This window comes from Enterococcus sp. AZ062, from assembly GCF_051715065.1.
GTDB lineage: Bacteria > Bacillota > Bacilli > Lactobacillales > Enterococcaceae > Enterococcus_B > Enterococcus_B mundtii.
Genome location: NZ_JBIOTB010000001.1, coordinates 2544847 through 2561876 on the forward strand (window position 1 = coordinate 2544847; position 17030 = coordinate 2561876).

Here is a 17030-nt window from a genome sequence, read left to right on the forward strand (position 1 = left end):
CACCTATTCTCTATCGTCGTGTTTTTCTATGGGTTACCGGGTGCTGCAACCAATGACCATGATAACGTTCCTTGATAACTTCCGATTTTTTGTTTTTCCGGAGGAACAGTTAACTTGATTCCTTTGTTGTTCGCTTGTCCCCACTCTTGATTGACAAGATATTCCCCATTTGTCGTTAGTGTCTTTTCTTCCACGATTACTGCATTTGGACCGAGTACTGTGTTCGTTGTACCGTCTGTAAATGAAAGTGCATTAGAAAGTTGGGTTGTCCCAGAAGTCAAAGGTTGCTTTTCAGTAACTGTCAATTGCCAATTGTCCCGTTCAGAACCTCTTGTATCTTTCACGATCAAACCACCTTCGATCCGTGGCCAGTACGTTTGAGTTGTTGTCTTAACTTTTTGTGTCTCGAAATTCATCGTGTTTGGGACTTCTTTAAGTTCTAAAGTCCCTGTAATCGCTACATTGACTATTTTTTCTGTCGTTATTCCATTTAGTCGATAGCTATACGTCGTTGAAACATTTTTTAAAACTTCCGCTTCTGTCGTATCCTTGATTGCTGAAAACGTTGTGTCTGTCAACGTTGGTACTAGATTCGCACTGCCATCGGCTAAGATCACTTGTGCCAGTGTTCGTTGATTCAACTCTTGTTGAGACGTCAACGCATTGGCATCAGATAAACTCATCCGAACATCTTTTGCATAGACTGCAAAACTGCGATCCGTCGAAATCGTTGCTTCATTTTTTACAACGATCAAGTTTGCTTGTTGTTCCTTTTCATTCCCCGTCGTACCGACTTTATAATCAATGACATGTTTTCTGGAAACTTCATCTGCTACTAGCGGTTGCTTGATTTCGTCCATTACATCAGCGGTGATCGAATCCGTAAAGAATGGACGTCCCTCTGCCTCCATCAATGATAAAACTGATTGTTGATCGACTAAATCTTGTGCTTCTTTTTCAGAAATGATCACATTTCTAGCAGAAAGCTCAGCAGCATTCGAATACTTCACTTTGACTTCATAACTGTATTCGCTATCTGGCGATTGCCAATCGATCGTTGATGAATCTTTTTGTTCAGCAATCGTTGTAGGTGTGTCGCCAATTTTTGAACTGTTTATTTCTGCTTGGTACAACCATGAACCAGTTGTTTGTGTTTCTGGCGCAAAGCTCAATTTTGGCGTGATACCCTTTCCTGATGGAATCACCAAGCGTCCTTTTTGAACTTTTGTACCTGCGGTTTCTGTTCCCCATGCATTCAAGACTAATGGCGCATTCCCTTCTTTCACTTCACTGACGTTATGAAAAATACTTCCTTCGCCTTGAGCGATTCCAGGATTTTCTACTTCATAATCGATAACTGAACCAGGTATTGCAATACCATAACCACTACCGGATTTTGAGACATCGTTATCCCCGATGAAGCTTTTTCCAGTTGCTTTTTCAGTTCCTCTGAAATTCAAAGGTGTTAGCTTTGTTGCATTGGCAATCGTTGGATTGATTGTCAAAACTTGATAGGCTTTATTTGCGCCGAACCATGTACCGGTACTATCTACTTGCGTTGTTGAATCTCCAGTAGTTGACTTGATCCAGACTATTTCATCTTTTGCAGGATCAGGAAACTCGACATCTGAAATATTGACTTTTCCTGTTCCAGGAATCGTTTCTAAAGTGGCTTCATCCTCTATAGTCAACTTAGCTGCAGAAATTAAGTTACTAGAAGTTGAAACGCCGATCCCAGCATTTTTTGACAAATGGATGTTTCCAAATGAATGATAGGTCGTTGCATGATTGGCAGCAGTCGCAGATAAGCCGTTTTTGATATTTCCGCCATTTGCCATTAATTTCAATCCATTTGTTACATTTAATTCGGTGAAATTGACGATGCCTAGTCCAGTAAGATTGATTGGATCTGTTTGATAGCTGTTTGTACCATCGACATTTTCACCAAAATTGAACACGACTTTGTTTGTACTGGCATTAGCAATCGTATTCGTAAAGTTATCACTGGCTGAACCACCGGATAAACCATTGATACTAACAGCTCCTTGAACATTAGCGGTAACGTTCCTCAAAATTTTCCCACTGCTGATATTGGAATACTGTGTAGCATACAGATTACCAATACTAGAGCCCTCCGCTTGGATATTCATCTGGATCGAACCATTTTGGGTGTAGGTAGCATAACTACCACCATCCCCATAAATGCTCGCACCATTTAATGAATCCACACCTGGTTTGGTAAAGATATTCAGCGTAATCGTATTGTCCGTATTTGTCCCCAAATTCGTGTTTTGTCCATATGGTCGCCCCCCTGTGATATATGTGTTACCTGGTAACTTGAATTCACCGTCATAGTTTCGTAAATCAATGAGTAAACTAGCATTTCCAAGTAGTGACCCATAGTTTGTGATACCACCAGAAAAGCCGTTAGAACCAGTTCGAGGAGTACCAGAGAAGTTCCCACCATAGATGCGATTATCTGAATTCCCAGTAACAGTATGTCCAGCACTTGCGCCATAGGATGCACCCATTGAAGCATTAATGACTCCTTCATAAACGGTCACTCCTACGTTTCCGACAATTTTTTTGTCATCCCATCCGCCACCAGATAAGAACCAGTCTACTTGACCATCATTGACGATGGTTTGTCCGTTACCATACACACGTGTCCCTGCATAGCCCGTACCTTCTAACGTATCAGCGATTCCACCATTCAATATGTTTGAGCTATTTCCTTCAATAACCCCCGAATAAGAACCACCATATGTCCATCGCGCTACGGTATTATTCAATATCGTTTGTGTATCTCCTTTAATGTAGATGTCCCATGTATCATTTGAAGCAGGATAGCCACCTCCACCTACAACGTCCCAAACCGAAGCTTCTCCACGATTTTTCTTCGTGGTCGAATAGGCTAAATCGGTTGGCATTGATCCGGAATAGGCAAAGCCAGCTCCGCCGATTGAACCATCTGCATTAGCCGTCCCAACTTCAATCGTTGTGTTGCCTTCGATGTAGCCACCGCGACCTGCTGCTGTTGTCCAAATGGCGCCATTATTGAATGAACCACTGACTAATTTTGAGGTGATGTTACCGAAGACTTTGAACTCTGCCGCAGCTTTGGCTAAATCAGCTCTTTGTTGTGGTGTATACGCATCATAGGTTGTTTCATTTGATGCCCCAATCCCACTTTTATTGAATTTAACAACGTTATTGCCGGCGCCCCCATTGAAGTCATTGATTCCACCGGCAGATGGGGTTCCTGCTTTGATCGTATTTGTGATATTCCCAGTGACCGTACCGGTATAACGATTGCCACCTTCAAATTCTGCCCGTCCAGCACTGTATAAACTACTATCCAAATTTGTTTCGATTCCGTCAGTTGAACGATTGGTTCCGATATTTCCTCGAGAGGACCCACCGATGAATCGTTCCCCTGCGCCGTACCAACGACCATAACCTGAAATGTTATTGGTTACTTTTCCACCAATATTCCCGTAGATGACACCACCATAAAAGGTACTTAATTGAAACCCTGTTGCACTATTGGTAATCCCGATAGTAGTAGATACAGTTCCCGTAATATTTGCTGTATTTGTCGCACTGGTTCCATTTCCACCACCGTACAAATTCGTGATTCGTCCACCAGCATTATTGATGATCGTAGAGACGTTTCCATCAATGGTACCAATATTAGCTCCTCCTGCTAGTGTATTGATTCCCCCATTATTCGTATTGTTGATAACGATACTCGTATTCCCTTTCAGCGTGCCACCATTTTGATTACCACCAAAGATATTCCATGTATAAGAACCTGTCGTATTGATAGTGATCACCGGATTCCCTACGACATCTCCTGAATTGGTTCCACCATAAATTGAAATACCGTTACCGTTTGCTCCTCCATTCAAATTCAAGCTGTGTCCATTCATATAGAAGTAAGAGCCGGTATAGCTAATATTTCGTAAAGTAATCGTTGAACCAAAGTAAGCATTCGCTGTAAAAGCAAGTGTTTTTGCACCAGATGGTACCGTTAAATCTTGTGTGATTGGATCATCTGAATGGCCAGTGATCACTAGTTGATTTACTTTATCTTTTAATGAGGCAAACGTAGCGTTAGTTGCATCGACCGTACTTGGAATATTGTTAGCGACTGTAGCAGCTGTTAATGTGACGTTTGATCCAATATACATGACGTAATCTTGCATATTGCCCGCATGATACAAATCATTTAATGCCGCTTTTACTCCGGCATCTGATGCAGCATATGTTTGGTAAGCTTGCGTGCTATCTGTGGGATTTGGTACAACAAGTACTTTCGTCTTATCCGCTGTAGCAATCGTATCTTTGATCGAAGCATCTGTACTTTTTAAAGAACGGAATGCCTGTTGTTTGAATACTGCTTTTAGTTGCAGATCCTTCGTCACTGTTAATTCGCTGATTTCTTCATTTGTATAGAGTTTGCCTTCAACTTCCCAACCGTTCAATGGTTGCTCATCCGCAAAAATCGGGATATCATTACTTGCTAATTTTTCGTTTTCCTTAACTGTCAGTTCTTTAACTTCCGCTCCTGATTCGAATAAATGAGTGCTATCTGTCATAAAAGTTAAAGTAAAGTGTTTTTCTTCAGTCATCGATTCTTGTGTCTGTGCCTCTGACTGTTTCACCTCCTCTTTTACTGATTCTGTTGTCTGTGTGACTGTCTCTTCACTTTGCATGGTTTGATCAATCGACTCTTCTGTTTCAGTTGTGGGTGATAGAGTGACTGCATCATTTTCAGCATCCACTGCCTGCACGACGATTGACAATGGAGAAGTTATCCCTGAAAAAAGAAGCATTGCGGCAACACACATAACAATATTTTTTTTCATTTTATCTTCCCTTCTGCTTCATACAACAAAATTAACTTATTGATAATTATTATTGCTTGCTTGATTCTTTTTGTATTGTATAATGTAAAATCAAGTTATTTTTAAAAAATATTTCTTGATTACTGAAAAACGATTAACTTTTTTCAGAGCATATTATTTGACTTTAAAAAATAACAAGTGATTTTAATAATTCGCTTGAAAGTGAAAAAAGCTGTTATATCAACGTTAATCACGTGTCACTAATTCGCATGATCTCCCTTTTTCTTCTTATTTAATTTTCTGTCATGAAAAACGGATGAAATTTTCATGAATTATAATGTAGTAAAGAACCCGCCATTTTTTCAACGGCTATTTTCCAGAGTGTTTTTTGTTGTTTTTTTATTTCGATTTTCGCATGATAATCTTACTTTTTTTGTTTATACTCATAGAATCACCATGCTCGCTTTACTATGAAGCTAGTGTTTGCTTCAACAAGCATAATAAATCACAGTTAAATTTCTTTCATCAACTTTCTCTAATTGTTTTCTTCTCGCCAATAGCCATGCGTCATCTCTTCAAAAATGAATACATCCTATTCCCAAACACCATTTTCATAAATAAGCCATCATTCATAAAAATTTGTAAAATACAATTTTTCATGAATGATGGCTTATTTCTTTTAGACACTTATGTTCCGACCTCAAAGGATCAATTTTAGACTCCACTGTTTTCTACTCAAACCTCTGTAACAAAAATTTTATCTACCTGTCTTAACAGTATTAGCTACTGATCTAAACAAACAGCTATTTTTTTAAAAACGATAGCACAACTATTCGTGACCGCAACCCCAACTACACTCACTAATAATTAGTTATTCGCTTAAATCTGCTTAGAGTAACTGCGACAATATATCATTCCCGCTTCTATTGAAGCCACGATTCCCAGCATACTCTTATGATCGTATTTTCCAAGAGTATTTCCCCGTCGGATTGCTTCAATTGATCCATTCTTCGCCCCCTTATCCCGTTGCGAGTCAAGAAATGAGACAAATGATCCATTTGATTCAATGTTTGATCGAACTGCTATATCAATGGTTTATCGTTATCTAGTGTTTCTTAAAATCAAGCATTTTGAGTCTTCATCGAATCATAGATTTTCTTTATCCAACATAACAATAGCTAACAACGGGTAATAATAGATTGCTTTTAAACAATCGTTCAAACATATTGTATAACGCTTGTTTCCGTTATATTTAAATATAATTTATTCTTTTTTGAAAAATCATTTAAATATAACTTACGCGAGTGCTTGACTTTTGTAGTAACGCAGATAAAAAAATAGATCAGGTATCAAAAATACCTAATCTATCAGTGTTTTACTATTGATGTGACTATGCAACGATTCACGAGAATTTTATAGAATAATTGAAACATTTAAATGGAGAATGATTTTTTATTGAAATTTTACCTGAAGGATGCTCAAATCCTCGTACTAAAGTGCAGAAAAGACTTTCTTTTACAATAGTTCTCCAAATTTATTGATATAGATTTTTTTCATGAATGTAACTAGTCCTAAATATGCAATAACTGTCACGATCAACCAGATCCAATAGTTACCTGGCAATGGTAACAAACCTAGTCCTTCACCAAAATTAGTAAATGGAAGAACCGAACCTACTAGAATGCCTAATGTTGTAATTGAAAACATAATAAAAGTGGCATTACTTTGCAAGAAAGGCACTTTAGGTGTCCGTAACGCATGTAGTACTAGGGTTTGGGTCCATAAAGATTCAACAAACCAACCAGCATGGAACAATGCGATAAATAGAACTTGTTGTGAGCCAGTCAACGTATGGTAACTTCCACCAACCACTGCTGGACAAATCACAAAGTACATCAACAGATAGGTCGTGATGTCAAAAACGGAACTCGTAGGTCCGAAGTACACCATAAATTTGCCAATACTTGATGCTTCCCATTTTTTTGGTTCATGCAAATATTCTTTATCCATTCTATCCCATGGCAATGAGATACAAGATACATCATAAATCAAATTTAAAAATAAAATTTGTAACGGTAGCATAGGTAAAAATGGAAGGAATGTACTAGCTACCAAGACAGAAAACATATTGCCAAAGTTTGAACTAGCTGTTGCTTTGATGTATTTCATAATATTGCCGAAAGTCTCTCTACCTGACAATAATCCTTTTTCTAAAATCATCAAATCTTTTTCTAACAAGATAACATCCGCTGATTCTTTCGCAATATCTACTGCTGTATCTACTGAAATACCGATATCTGCCACTTTCATTGCTGGTGCATCATTGATACCATCGCCTAAAAAACCTACTGTGTGGCCATTGTTACGTAAGGCGGTGGTTAATCGTGCTTTTTGTTGCGGATTCAATTTGACAAAGACATCATGTGCCTCAGCAACTTTTCCTAATTCCTTATCAGACATCTCAGCAATTTTCTCGCCAGTGATCAATTCATTGATTTGTAAGCCTACTTGTCGACAAACAGAACGTGTGACCAACTCGTTGTCACCAGTCAATACTTTTACAGCAACACCATGATCTTTCAAAGCTTTCAAGGCTTGTTTGGTTGTTTCTTTTGGTGGATCAAGGAAAGCAAGATAGCCAATCAAGACCATTTCTGACTCATCTTTCACTGAAAATTCTCCAACCACACTTGGATTCGTTTTTTGCGCGACACCGATCACACGCAAACCATCTTCATTCAAGTCCTTCACTTTCGCCAAAACTGTTTCTCTTTGTTCAGCAGTCAATGGTTTGACTTCACCACCAAGGTCGATGTATGAAGAGATACTTAACATTTCTTCGATCGCACCCTTTGTGATCATTTGCGTTTTCCCAGCTGGGTCAGCCACCACAACACTCATTCTTCTACGTTCAAAATCAAAGGGGATCTCATCTACTTTTTGATAACGAATCTTCTCTGTATCTAACGTCTCAACTGCTTCATCGATAATGGCAACATCTAAAAGATTCTTTAATCCAGTTTGGTAGTAACTATTCAAATAGGCGTGGCGCAGTACTCGGTCATTTTCATTTCCTTCACAATCCATGTGGTATTCTAAAATAATTTTATCTTGAGTCAATGTACCTGTTTTATCTGTACAAAGGACATCGATCGCGCCAAAATTTTGAATGGCATTCAGATTTTTGATGACTGTTCCTTTTTTCGCCATGGCACTGGCACCTTTGACCAGATTTGTCGTAACGATCATCGGTAGCATTTCTGGTGTTAACCCAACAGCGACTGATAAGCCAAACAAGAATGCTTCTAACCAGTCTCCTTTTGTAAATCCATTGATCACGATCACAGTTGGTGCCATCAATGCCATGAATTTGATCAACAACATTGAGGTTTTTTGGATACCTAATTCAAAGCTTGTTTTTATCGGTTTTTGTGACAAGTTTTGTGCCACATGTCCAAACATCGTGTCGTTCCCGACAGAGATGATGATACCTTCTGCACTACCACTGATCACGTTACTTCCCATGAATGCAATATTTTCATAACTCGTTTCGCTTTGTGTTCTTCCAGAGCACACAGTCGCATGTTTCTCAACAGGATAGCTTTCACCCGTTAATGCCGCTTGTGAGATAAATAAATCTTTAGCAGAAAGCAATCGCATGTCTGCTGGGATCATATCTCCCGCTGACAAACGAACTTGATCGCCACAAACAATTTCCTCCATAGGAATTTCTTTGTATTCACCATCTCGTTTTACGGCAGCTGTTACTTTCACCAATGATTTCAACTTTTCAGCAGCTTGGTTCGAACGTACGGATTGGATCAAGGTCATCGTGCCACTGACTAACACCATGGCAAAAATAATGATTACACCGAACAAATCTTTATCTGCTGGAGCAGCTAATAGATACTCGGTGATAAAAGAAATAATTCCTAAAGCAATCAATACTAATGTGAAAGGGGTGATAAACGCCTTGATCACTTCTACAATAAACGGCGTTTTCTTTCCATATGAAATACTGTTATTTCCATAAGTTTCTCTTAAATTTTCAACTTGTTCTGAAGACAAGCCTTTTTGTGTTGTTTGAAATAAGTCAAATAACTGTTGCTTATTTTTACTAGCAAAACCAGCGTAGACTTTTCTTGTTTCTTTCTTTTTTTCCATCTCGTGTTCCTCCTTTGATCTTATCAAGCACATACTATATCGCTGTGCGCTTGATCGTTTATCTAATCAACGGAGACAGAGTGTTTTAAAGGCGCTGAGAACAGATAGATAATAGTCTCAACATACCAACCCTTTGTCTCCTTGTACACCGGACTTTCATCCATTTGTTCTCATCTCCTTTCGTTTACTTAAATTACTTCCTTGGCCTACTACTGGATACTTCAACTTCCCAACTTGATCACCCTCTAACACCTTTTTATTTGAAAAAACAGATTGGTGAGAAACAAAAAACCTTTCGCCAAAACTCAGCGAAAGGTCAAAAAAGTGCACAAAAAAAAGCATGGATGATCTACTCGTTGAGTTTTGGCACTATACAACGTAAAAAGCAAAAGAGCTTTTAGCTACCTTATGAAAAGCCTTATCTCGACAATTCCTGTTCTACCCATTGGCGTCTCTCGACATTTTTGGGCAGTAGCCTATGTTTGTATAGGAGCCTCACCTAACAAATCTTATTCAGTTTTTCCTCACCTAATGTAACAACTATTGGCTGGAATGTCAAACACATTTTCAAAAAAATTGAAACTATAAGGGATTCGTTTGTCATGTTTTCTTTCTCTAGGTATAATGAGCTTATCACAACAGATCGGAGTGAAGGATATGGAACGTACACTTGTTATTATCAAACCTGATGGGGTAAGACGTCATTTGATTGGCCGAATCATCCAGCGTTTTGAAGAAAAAGGATTCGCAATCGCTGAAATGAAATTCGCGACGATGACTGAAAAACTAGCAAAAGAACACTATCAACATCTATCTAATCGAAGCTTTTTCGATGACTTGATCGACTATATGACTTCTGGTCCAGTCGTCTATCTGGTATTAACAGGTGAAGATGTGATCGATCTCGTACGCAAAATGGTCGGTGCAACAAAAGCAGCCGATGCTGTTCCTGGGACGATCCGAGGCGACTTTGCCTTACCTGGAACAGAAAATATCATTCACGCTTCGGATTCACGAGATGCAGCCAATACTGAGATCACACGTTTCTTTCCGCCATTCGATACAAAGAAAGTAGAAGATGCGAAAAAATGAATTTTTTGATCACTGACTTTTTATGTGCATCATTTTTTTGATCAAAATATTGATATGCCAGTCCTTCTGATAGGGGTCATACGTCACACGTTTAGTGAGAGTATTGACTCAATACTAGAGGGACTGGTTTTCCTTTTGTATTAAGTCAAATACCCACTAAATAGCCGCTCTCACCAAATCTCTAGCGTTGTGCTTGGATAGACCATAGTTTTTCTTCTAATTCATCTCGCTCTTCTTTGCCTAAGGTATACTCGATCACTGCAAATAATGACTCAAATTCCTCTTTTTTGATGGGTTCCCCTAAAGCTGTAGCGATCAATCGACGATAATAATCGGACATCAAACTCTCGTAAATGACTGCTGTCTTTGATTTCAAACCTAGACAACGATACATATCTTCATTGATACTTCGTGCTTTTTTATATCTTTTTTTGTCGATATAATAGACAGTCAAATTCTTCAAAAAAAGAAACAAACACTGATCATAACCTGACTTCATTGCTTTACGCATTCTTTTTTTAATTTTCAAATAATTGTTTTCGATAAAGGAATCACTGAAAATAAAGGGAAACTCTGCTAATAAGTCTAGTTCATATCGACCAAATTCTTTCATTTTCATAAAGTAATCTTCGATCATTCGTATCTCATATCCCAAAAATTCCAATTGGATATCTGGCTTCACACTTGATTTCCAATACATATGTATATTCAATACAAGATAGTAAAGATCAGCCGTTCGCTTAAATTGCTTGCGATTGTCGGCAATTTCTTTGTAGGGATCAAAATCTTCCTCCTGTACTTTATTCAATAGATTGCGTGTTTTTCTCGTTTTCCGTGGTTCTTCCACTTGATTTCGTAGCGATTCGTATTCAGTAAGTGTGATATTCAATCGATCAAGGAATGCCATCAGTGTTAAAAAAGAAATTTTTTTGATCGTACGATTCTCGATCCCCACAAGCGAAGTTTTTGAACAGATTCCCTCTGCCAATTGTGACTGTGTCAACTTGCGACTTACCCGTAATTTTTTGATCAATTCTCCATCGTGCATAATATGCCTCCTTTAGTGTGTGCATTTTCCAATAAGATCCTCTTCGTCAGAACAACAACCGAAAAAGAGAACTAACTATCGAAATATTTATTGCATTCACTAATTAAGTACGCATAAATAAAAAAAATATTTGAAGAACAATAAAAAAACTTCTAAAAAGTGAAAATTACAACTTTTTAGAAGTTTAGTAAGGTTGTGAAAGAAGCGCTTTGACCTGAACACCGTTTATCATAGGTTGTGAAAGAAGCCTTCAGATAGCTTGCTCCTTCACCGACATCTAGCCATGTCTATGGTTTGTCCGCCGTTCCATCCTCTGTAGGGTATAGATTGGTTGTTGTTTGATCATGATTTTTAGAATAGACACTTGTTGAGGCTGCACCTTTTTCTTTTTCAATTTGTTGGTTCCGTTGCACTTGATTCTTATAGTCATACTTTGCAGGATCGATCGTCGTAAATCCATTTGGCACATAGAATCGCAAGAGATTTTCTTGATTGAGTTTATCAGAAAGACTCAAAGCTGTTTTTACCTGATTTTGTTCTTGTGCGACTTTTTGTTCCGCTGCTTGGTTTTCTTCAAGTAATGCCCCTGTTTTCGTATCATAGATTTTTCCACCTAGTACGGTGTAATCCGGCGCGACAAAATTTCCATTTCTAAATGCCACGACTTGATCATGTTGAGGTGAAAGTAAATCTGTACCAAAATGGATATAATTTTTATCCTCGATTCCTAATAAATGGAGTAAAGTTGGTAAAACATCGATTTCACCACCATACTCATGTTTGACTGTTCCTTTTGTATAACCTGGAATATGGAACATCAGCGGTACTCTTTGCATCTGCGCATTATCAAAATCGCCCCATGTTTCTGGATCTTTTCCTAGTGCTGAAGCAAGGTCTTTATTGTCCGTATTCGAGATACCAAAATGATCCCCGTAAATCACGAACATCGAATGGTCATAAATCCCAGAAGCTTTCAAATAAGTAAAGAACTGTTTGAGAGACTGATCTAAATAATGAGCCGTTCGCACATAATTATCAACGGTACTATTTCCTGTATTCAACGAAGGAAAATCAAAGTTTTTGTCATCTGTATAATAAGGGGTGTGATTCGTGACAGAAAGAAACTTCGCATAAAATGGTTGTTGCAAATGTTCGAGATAGTTTGCGGATTCTCGAAATAGATTTTTATCTAAAATACCATAGCCAAGCATCTCATCTGAATCATCGAAATATGAGCGATCAAAGAAATTATCATACCCTAGATTTTTGTATACATGATCACGATTCCAGAAACTACCGACATTCCCATGAAAAACCGCACTGGTATAGCCTTGTGTCTGATCCAAGATGGCTGGAGCAGCTTGGAACACATTATCTGAACCTAATTCTGTAAACAACGAACCTTGAGGCAACCCAAACGTTCCAGTTTCCAACATGTTTTCAGCATCACTAGTTTTCCCTTGGCCAACTTCATGGAAAAAGTTATCAAAACTGATTGTTCCTTGGTCGGTAAAGAGACTATTTAAAAAAGGAGTGACTTCTTGTCCATCTACTTTCATATTGATCAAAAATTGTTGAAAACTTTCCAAATGCAATACGATCACATTTCTTCCTTTTGCAAGTCCAAACATCTCTGGATCAGGAGCAGCGTAGTGAGATTTGGTGTAATCGAGAATTTCATCTAAGCCATTGCTGCTTGCGTGCGCTCTGACACTACTAGTGATCCCCGTTTTTATCCCATCATAGATCGTATAGGCATCAAGTCCAAGATATTTGACAATATAAGAACGATCGAATGTCCGTTGCAATAATTGAGGGCGATTCGCTTCACTCATTGCCAGATTCCCAGAGAAGATCAAAGCAGACAAACAAGTCACCGCAACCGCCACTGGCTTACGCACAGGGGGTGCCTTCAATGGTATTTTTTTTATAAATACGCGAATCAGCAAAAAAGCAAAGACAGCGATATCGATCCAATAGAAAATATCATGTGGCTTCATCAGAGAAAAAGAGCTACCAGACAATCCTTGGGAAACCTTGGAGAAACCTAGTGCTGATTTAACAGTAATAAAGTCGGTGAACTCACGATAGAAAATAATATTCAAATATAGCAATAATGTGTTTAAAAAATCGATGATAAATAAAACGATCAAACTTGTTCTGACTTTCTTAAAATACAAGGAAATACCAAAAAATAATAGTGTTGTTGCTATTGGATTGATCCATAAAATAAACGTTTGGATGCTTCCTTCTACGCCTAAAGAAAAATCAGTGTAGTAAGCAAAAATCGTTTTCATCCAAAAGAAAAAGCCAGCAATCAAAACAATGAGTACTTGATGTTGGCCAATTTTTTTTAGTTGTGTCAAAGTCACCACTTCTCTCTAAATTATTGTTCCTGTCTATTTTGCTCCTAAACATTTCGTTTTTGCTAAAAAAGTCTGATTTTTTACTCTTTTTTATAAATTAATAACTGGTGTTCTACAGATGCTTTTCTGCTTTCCGGAAAGTAAATGCTTCAAAAACAAGGCGGAATCTAGGCAAATTGCTTTAATTTGCCTAGATTCCGCCTTATTGATCAGAGCTGAACATTTCTTGCGCCAACTCTTCAACTAGCTGATCTCAATATTTTTATGTTCGAAAATTTGAACTTTTTTCACTTGTTTATGCGCTTGTTGCTGTTACGGTCCAGTTACTACACTAGAATTAGTCGTATTGGACGTCTCTTCAGAGGAAGAGGTGGTGGTTTCAGTTATTTCTTGGATTTCTTCTGTCGTCTTCCGCCATTCAGTCAAGCGTTGATTGACCATTTCTGGGTCTACTTTTTCAGAATAACTAGAAGATACCTTTCCATTTTTTAACCGTGCGACTTTCTGTTTATCTTCGGTCAAAAGCAGCACACTCAAGTGCTTGTCTCCGTGTTGGACTTGCCTGATTGAAATGGCACTTAATACATCATTCACATTGATGAATTGATTTTTTTCCTTGTCTTTTGGCAGATAAATCTCTAATTCTCCCTTTTCATAGTTCGCTACAACTTCGTAGTCCGCCCACCAATAGGTTGAAAATTCTTTTTTGAATTCATCTACTGAAGCTTTATTTGCAATGGTTGTTTCTGGTTCTTTGTGCGCAAGATCAGCGGTCATTTTACCAGAAAATACTGCGGATAACATAAGTATTATAAAAAAGCCAATTAACCAAAAGAGAAGAAAAGGCCTTTTTTTTCGCATACCTTCTTCCACTCCCATTCAAATTTACCTAATCTATTATATACAAAAAATGAAACGTTAAGCGAAGAAATTAAAGAAAAAGATAAAAAATAACACATATTAATGTTTTATAAAAGTGAAAATCCCGAGATCATCGTGAATCTCGGGATCATTTTTAAAATTAAAAAATTTCAAAAAAGAACAAATTTCTAATCAAAGAGAAAAACTATTTGTATCAGCTACTTCTTTGAACCAGTAGCCAGATTTTTTGATCGTCCGTTTGCCATCAGCTAGATCGACTGAAATAAAGCCATAGCGATTTTTATACGCATTCGTCCATGACCAGTTATCCATACACGTCCACATGTGATAACCTAAGCAGTTCGCACCTTCTTCGATTGCTTGATGCACATATTTTAAGTGTTCTTGGACAAATTCGATGCGATAATCATCATGGATCATTCCGTCAGCTTCAATAAAGCGGGCTTCATTTTCAACACCCATACCGTTTTCTGAGATAAAACAGTCGATGTTGCCGTAGTTGTCTCGAACATTGATCAAAATATCGTAAATACCTTTTTCATAAATCTCCCACCCGCGATAAGGATTCATTTTACGTCCCGGCATTTCATAGTTATCAAAGTAATCTTCGGGCATTGGGCCGTTTGTTGTATCGACTGCTGTTTCTTTGGCTTTGACACGACGTGGTTGGTAATAATTGATTCCTAAAAGATCTACCGTATTATTTTTGATGATTGCTAGATCTTCTTCTTGCATGTCCGGAAGAATCTCTAGCTCGGTTACGATCTCGATCAATTCTTGTGGAAATTCTCCTTTAACAGCGGGATCTAAAAATGAGCGATTGAAAAAGGCATCGGCGATTTGCGCAGCTTTCACATCGGCAGGATCGTTCTCATTTCTTGGATAGCTAGGTGTTAAATTTAAGATGATCCCGATTTTACCGTCTTGTTTTGTTTCATGATAAGCTTTGATAGCTAAAGCAGAAGATAGTGCCTCGTGATAGCCAACTTGAACTGCTTTTTTCATATCCGACTCTTCAGGATAATGCCAACGATATAAATAACCAGCTTCAACAGGAACGATGGGTTCATTATGCGTGAACCATTTTTTTACCTTCGTTCCAAATAATTCAAAACAAGTTTTGGCATACGTTTCATAAGCTTCGACAGTTTCACGAGCGAACCAACCACCTTTTTCTTGAAGGTACATCGGCATATCGAAATGATACAAGTTAACAAATGGCTCAATACCATGTGCAATCAGTTCATCAAAATAGCTATTGTAAAATGCGACTGCTTGGGGATTGACTGCACCTGTTTCATCTGGAATCAAGCGACTCCATTGAATAGATGTCCGAAATGAATTATGTCCGGTTTGTTTCATCAACTGGACGTCTTCTTTATATTTGGTATAGACTTGCGACGCTTTTTCCGGACCGACTTGATCAAAGAATTTTTCTGGCTCTTTGGAAAACCAATAATCGAAAATATTGTCTCCTTTATGATCGCCAGGTATCCGTCCTTCTGTTTGTGGTCCACTTGCTGCAGAACCCCACCAAAATTTTTCTGGAAATTGATATGTTGTCATTTTTGCACCTCGTTGATTCTTTTCATTTATGTTTTTTTATGTCGCATATCACAATACAGCAAACGTTTTCTCCGCTTACAATCATTATTATAAACCGTTTTCCAAAAAAAGACTAGACCAATTAAGATAAATAATAAAATTGAATCAATGAGACTAAAAATGTTTACTTTACTTCCCAGCAAACTTCTCCTAGAACCACTCTAAAACACCAATCGCTTCAAAAACTTACTTTTTGTAGCCATTTATTTCATGTTGCTGGATTCAATGGTATAATCACTTTATCCAATCAACTGGGGGCATTATTTTGAAAAAAACATTGATTTACTTTTCGTTGATTTTTGCCTTATTCGCTTTTTCTGGCTGTAATCAATCAAATCACTCAACGGAAGAAACAACGAATACGACCACTTTTCAGGCGGATAAATCTGATATAACAAATAGCACCTATACACTGAAGGTCCGAAAAAACATGGACCTTGCCAATGCAGAGATCAAATTTAAAGATGACACGATGGAATGGACACGAACATATGCTGAGTCTGAAACTGATACAGCAAACGCATCTCCAGAGAAAATCGTGTTAACCGATGTCAAGATCACAACTGAAAATGAGGAGTATACGATTGTTGGTAAAAAAGACGGTTCGACTCAGACTTTTCATTTTAGAAAAATCGGTAATTTTCGTATAGAAGATGAAGAAGGTAATATCTATACGTTATAGTGTGAGTGCACAACATAAAAGCAACAGTCGAGACAAAAATGTTTAACCTCGAAAATTAAGGCGCCATCCACGAAAGTTGTTCTTCTAATTTTTGTGGATGGTACCTTATTTTTCGAAGTGGTAACTTCTATTCCGCCGTTTATTCAGTTTTAGAATATGCTGTCCCACTCATGTTTCTTTTCATTAGATCGTGCATCTTTTAGCCATTTTTCACTATGAAAGCCCACAATGATGAGTCAATTTTCTGACACGTGCTAATCGCTAAAAATTCTAAGTTTTCTTAATTAATTTTGTTTCTATCCTGTGTTTCTGCTATAGTAAAGAAGCACTTGATATACTAA

8 protein-coding genes and 1 riboswitch are annotated in these 17030 nt (G+C 37.9%); of the genes, 2 read left to right on the forward strand and 6 right to left on the reverse strand.

The annotated features are described in order from the left end of the window. Nucleotides 1-26: 26 nt before the first annotated feature. Nucleotides 27-4871, reverse strand: a complete 4845-nt coding sequence (locus tag IGJ00_RS12010) for a beta strand repeat-containing protein (protein ID WP_438844460.1) — start codon at nt 4869-4871, stop codon at nt 27-29. A 1494-nt stretch (nt 4872-6365) separates the two neighbouring features. Beyond that, entirely contained in the window at nt 6366-9014 is a 2649-nt protein-coding gene (gene mgtA, locus IGJ00_RS12015) for a magnesium-translocating P-type ATPase (RefSeq protein WP_071867180.1), read from the reverse strand. A 341-nt stretch (nt 9015-9355) separates the two neighbouring features. Next, nucleotides 9356-9528: riboswitch (M-box (ykoK) riboswitch) on the reverse strand. Between the two features lie 143 nt (nt 9529-9671). Here mgtA and ndk point away from each other — a divergent pair. Continuing rightward, complete coding sequence (gene ndk, locus IGJ00_RS12020) at nt 9672-10106, forward strand: nucleoside-diphosphate kinase (protein WP_010734714.1); 435 nt, start codon at nt 9672-9674, stop codon at nt 10104-10106. Nucleotides 10107-10287: 181 nt separating this feature from the next. On the opposite strand, the gene IGJ00_RS12025 is transcribed toward ndk, so the two are convergent. The 4 genes from IGJ00_RS12025 to IGJ00_RS12040 form a co-directional block, all read right to left on the reverse strand. Beyond that, nucleotides 10288-11154 (reverse strand): helix-turn-helix domain-containing protein, encoded by an 867-nt coding sequence (locus IGJ00_RS12025; RefSeq protein WP_071867182.1) that lies wholly within the window; start codon nt 11152-11154, stop codon nt 10288-10290. Nucleotides 11155-11441: 287 nt separating this feature from the next. Then, nucleotides 11442-13520 (reverse strand): LTA synthase family protein, encoded by a 2079-nt coding sequence (locus IGJ00_RS12030; protein WP_438844461.1) that lies wholly within the window; start codon nt 13518-13520, stop codon nt 11442-11444. A 312-nt stretch (nt 13521-13832) separates the two neighbouring features. Further along, nucleotides 13833-14381 (reverse strand): hypothetical protein, encoded by a 549-nt coding sequence (locus IGJ00_RS12035; protein WP_080674330.1) that lies wholly within the window; start codon nt 14379-14381, stop codon nt 13833-13835. Nucleotides 14382-14573: 192 nt separating this feature from the next. After that, the gene (locus IGJ00_RS12040; protein WP_074799873.1) at nt 14574-15968 is read right to left on the reverse strand and encodes a glycoside hydrolase family 1 protein; all 1395 of its coding nucleotides are present in this window, start codon (nt 15966-15968) and stop codon (nt 14574-14576) included. A gap of 304 nt (nt 15969-16272) precedes the next feature. Here IGJ00_RS12040 and IGJ00_RS12045 point away from each other — a divergent pair, with 304 nt between their 5' ends. After that, on the forward strand, nt 16273-16689 hold the full coding sequence (locus tag IGJ00_RS12045) for a hypothetical protein (protein WP_071867184.1): 417 nt from the start codon (nt 16273-16275) through the stop codon (nt 16687-16689). Nucleotides 16690-17030: the final 341 nt, after the last annotated feature.

Coding starts and splice junctions, on each gene's coding strand:
- ndk (WP_010734714.1), top strand. CDS start 9,672: ATGGAACGTACACTTGTTATTATCAAACCTGATGGGGTAAGACGTCAT.
- IGJ00_RS12025 (WP_071867182.1), bottom strand. CDS start 11,154: ATGCACGATGGAGAATTGATCAAAAAATTACGGGTAAGTCGCAAGTTG.
- IGJ00_RS12035 (WP_080674330.1), bottom strand. CDS start 14,381: ATGCGAAAAAAAAGGCCTTTTCTTCTCTTTTGGTTAATTGGCTTTTTT.
- IGJ00_RS12010 (WP_438844460.1), bottom strand. CDS start 4,871: ATGAAAAAAAATATTGTTATGTGTGTTGCCGCAATGCTTCTTTTTTCA.
- mgtA (WP_071867180.1), bottom strand. CDS start 9,014: ATGGAAAAAAAGAAAGAAACAAGAAAAGTCTACGCTGGTTTTGCTAGT.
- IGJ00_RS12040 (WP_074799873.1), bottom strand. CDS start 15,968: ATGACAACATATCAATTTCCAGAAAAATTTTGGTGGGGTTCTGCAGCA.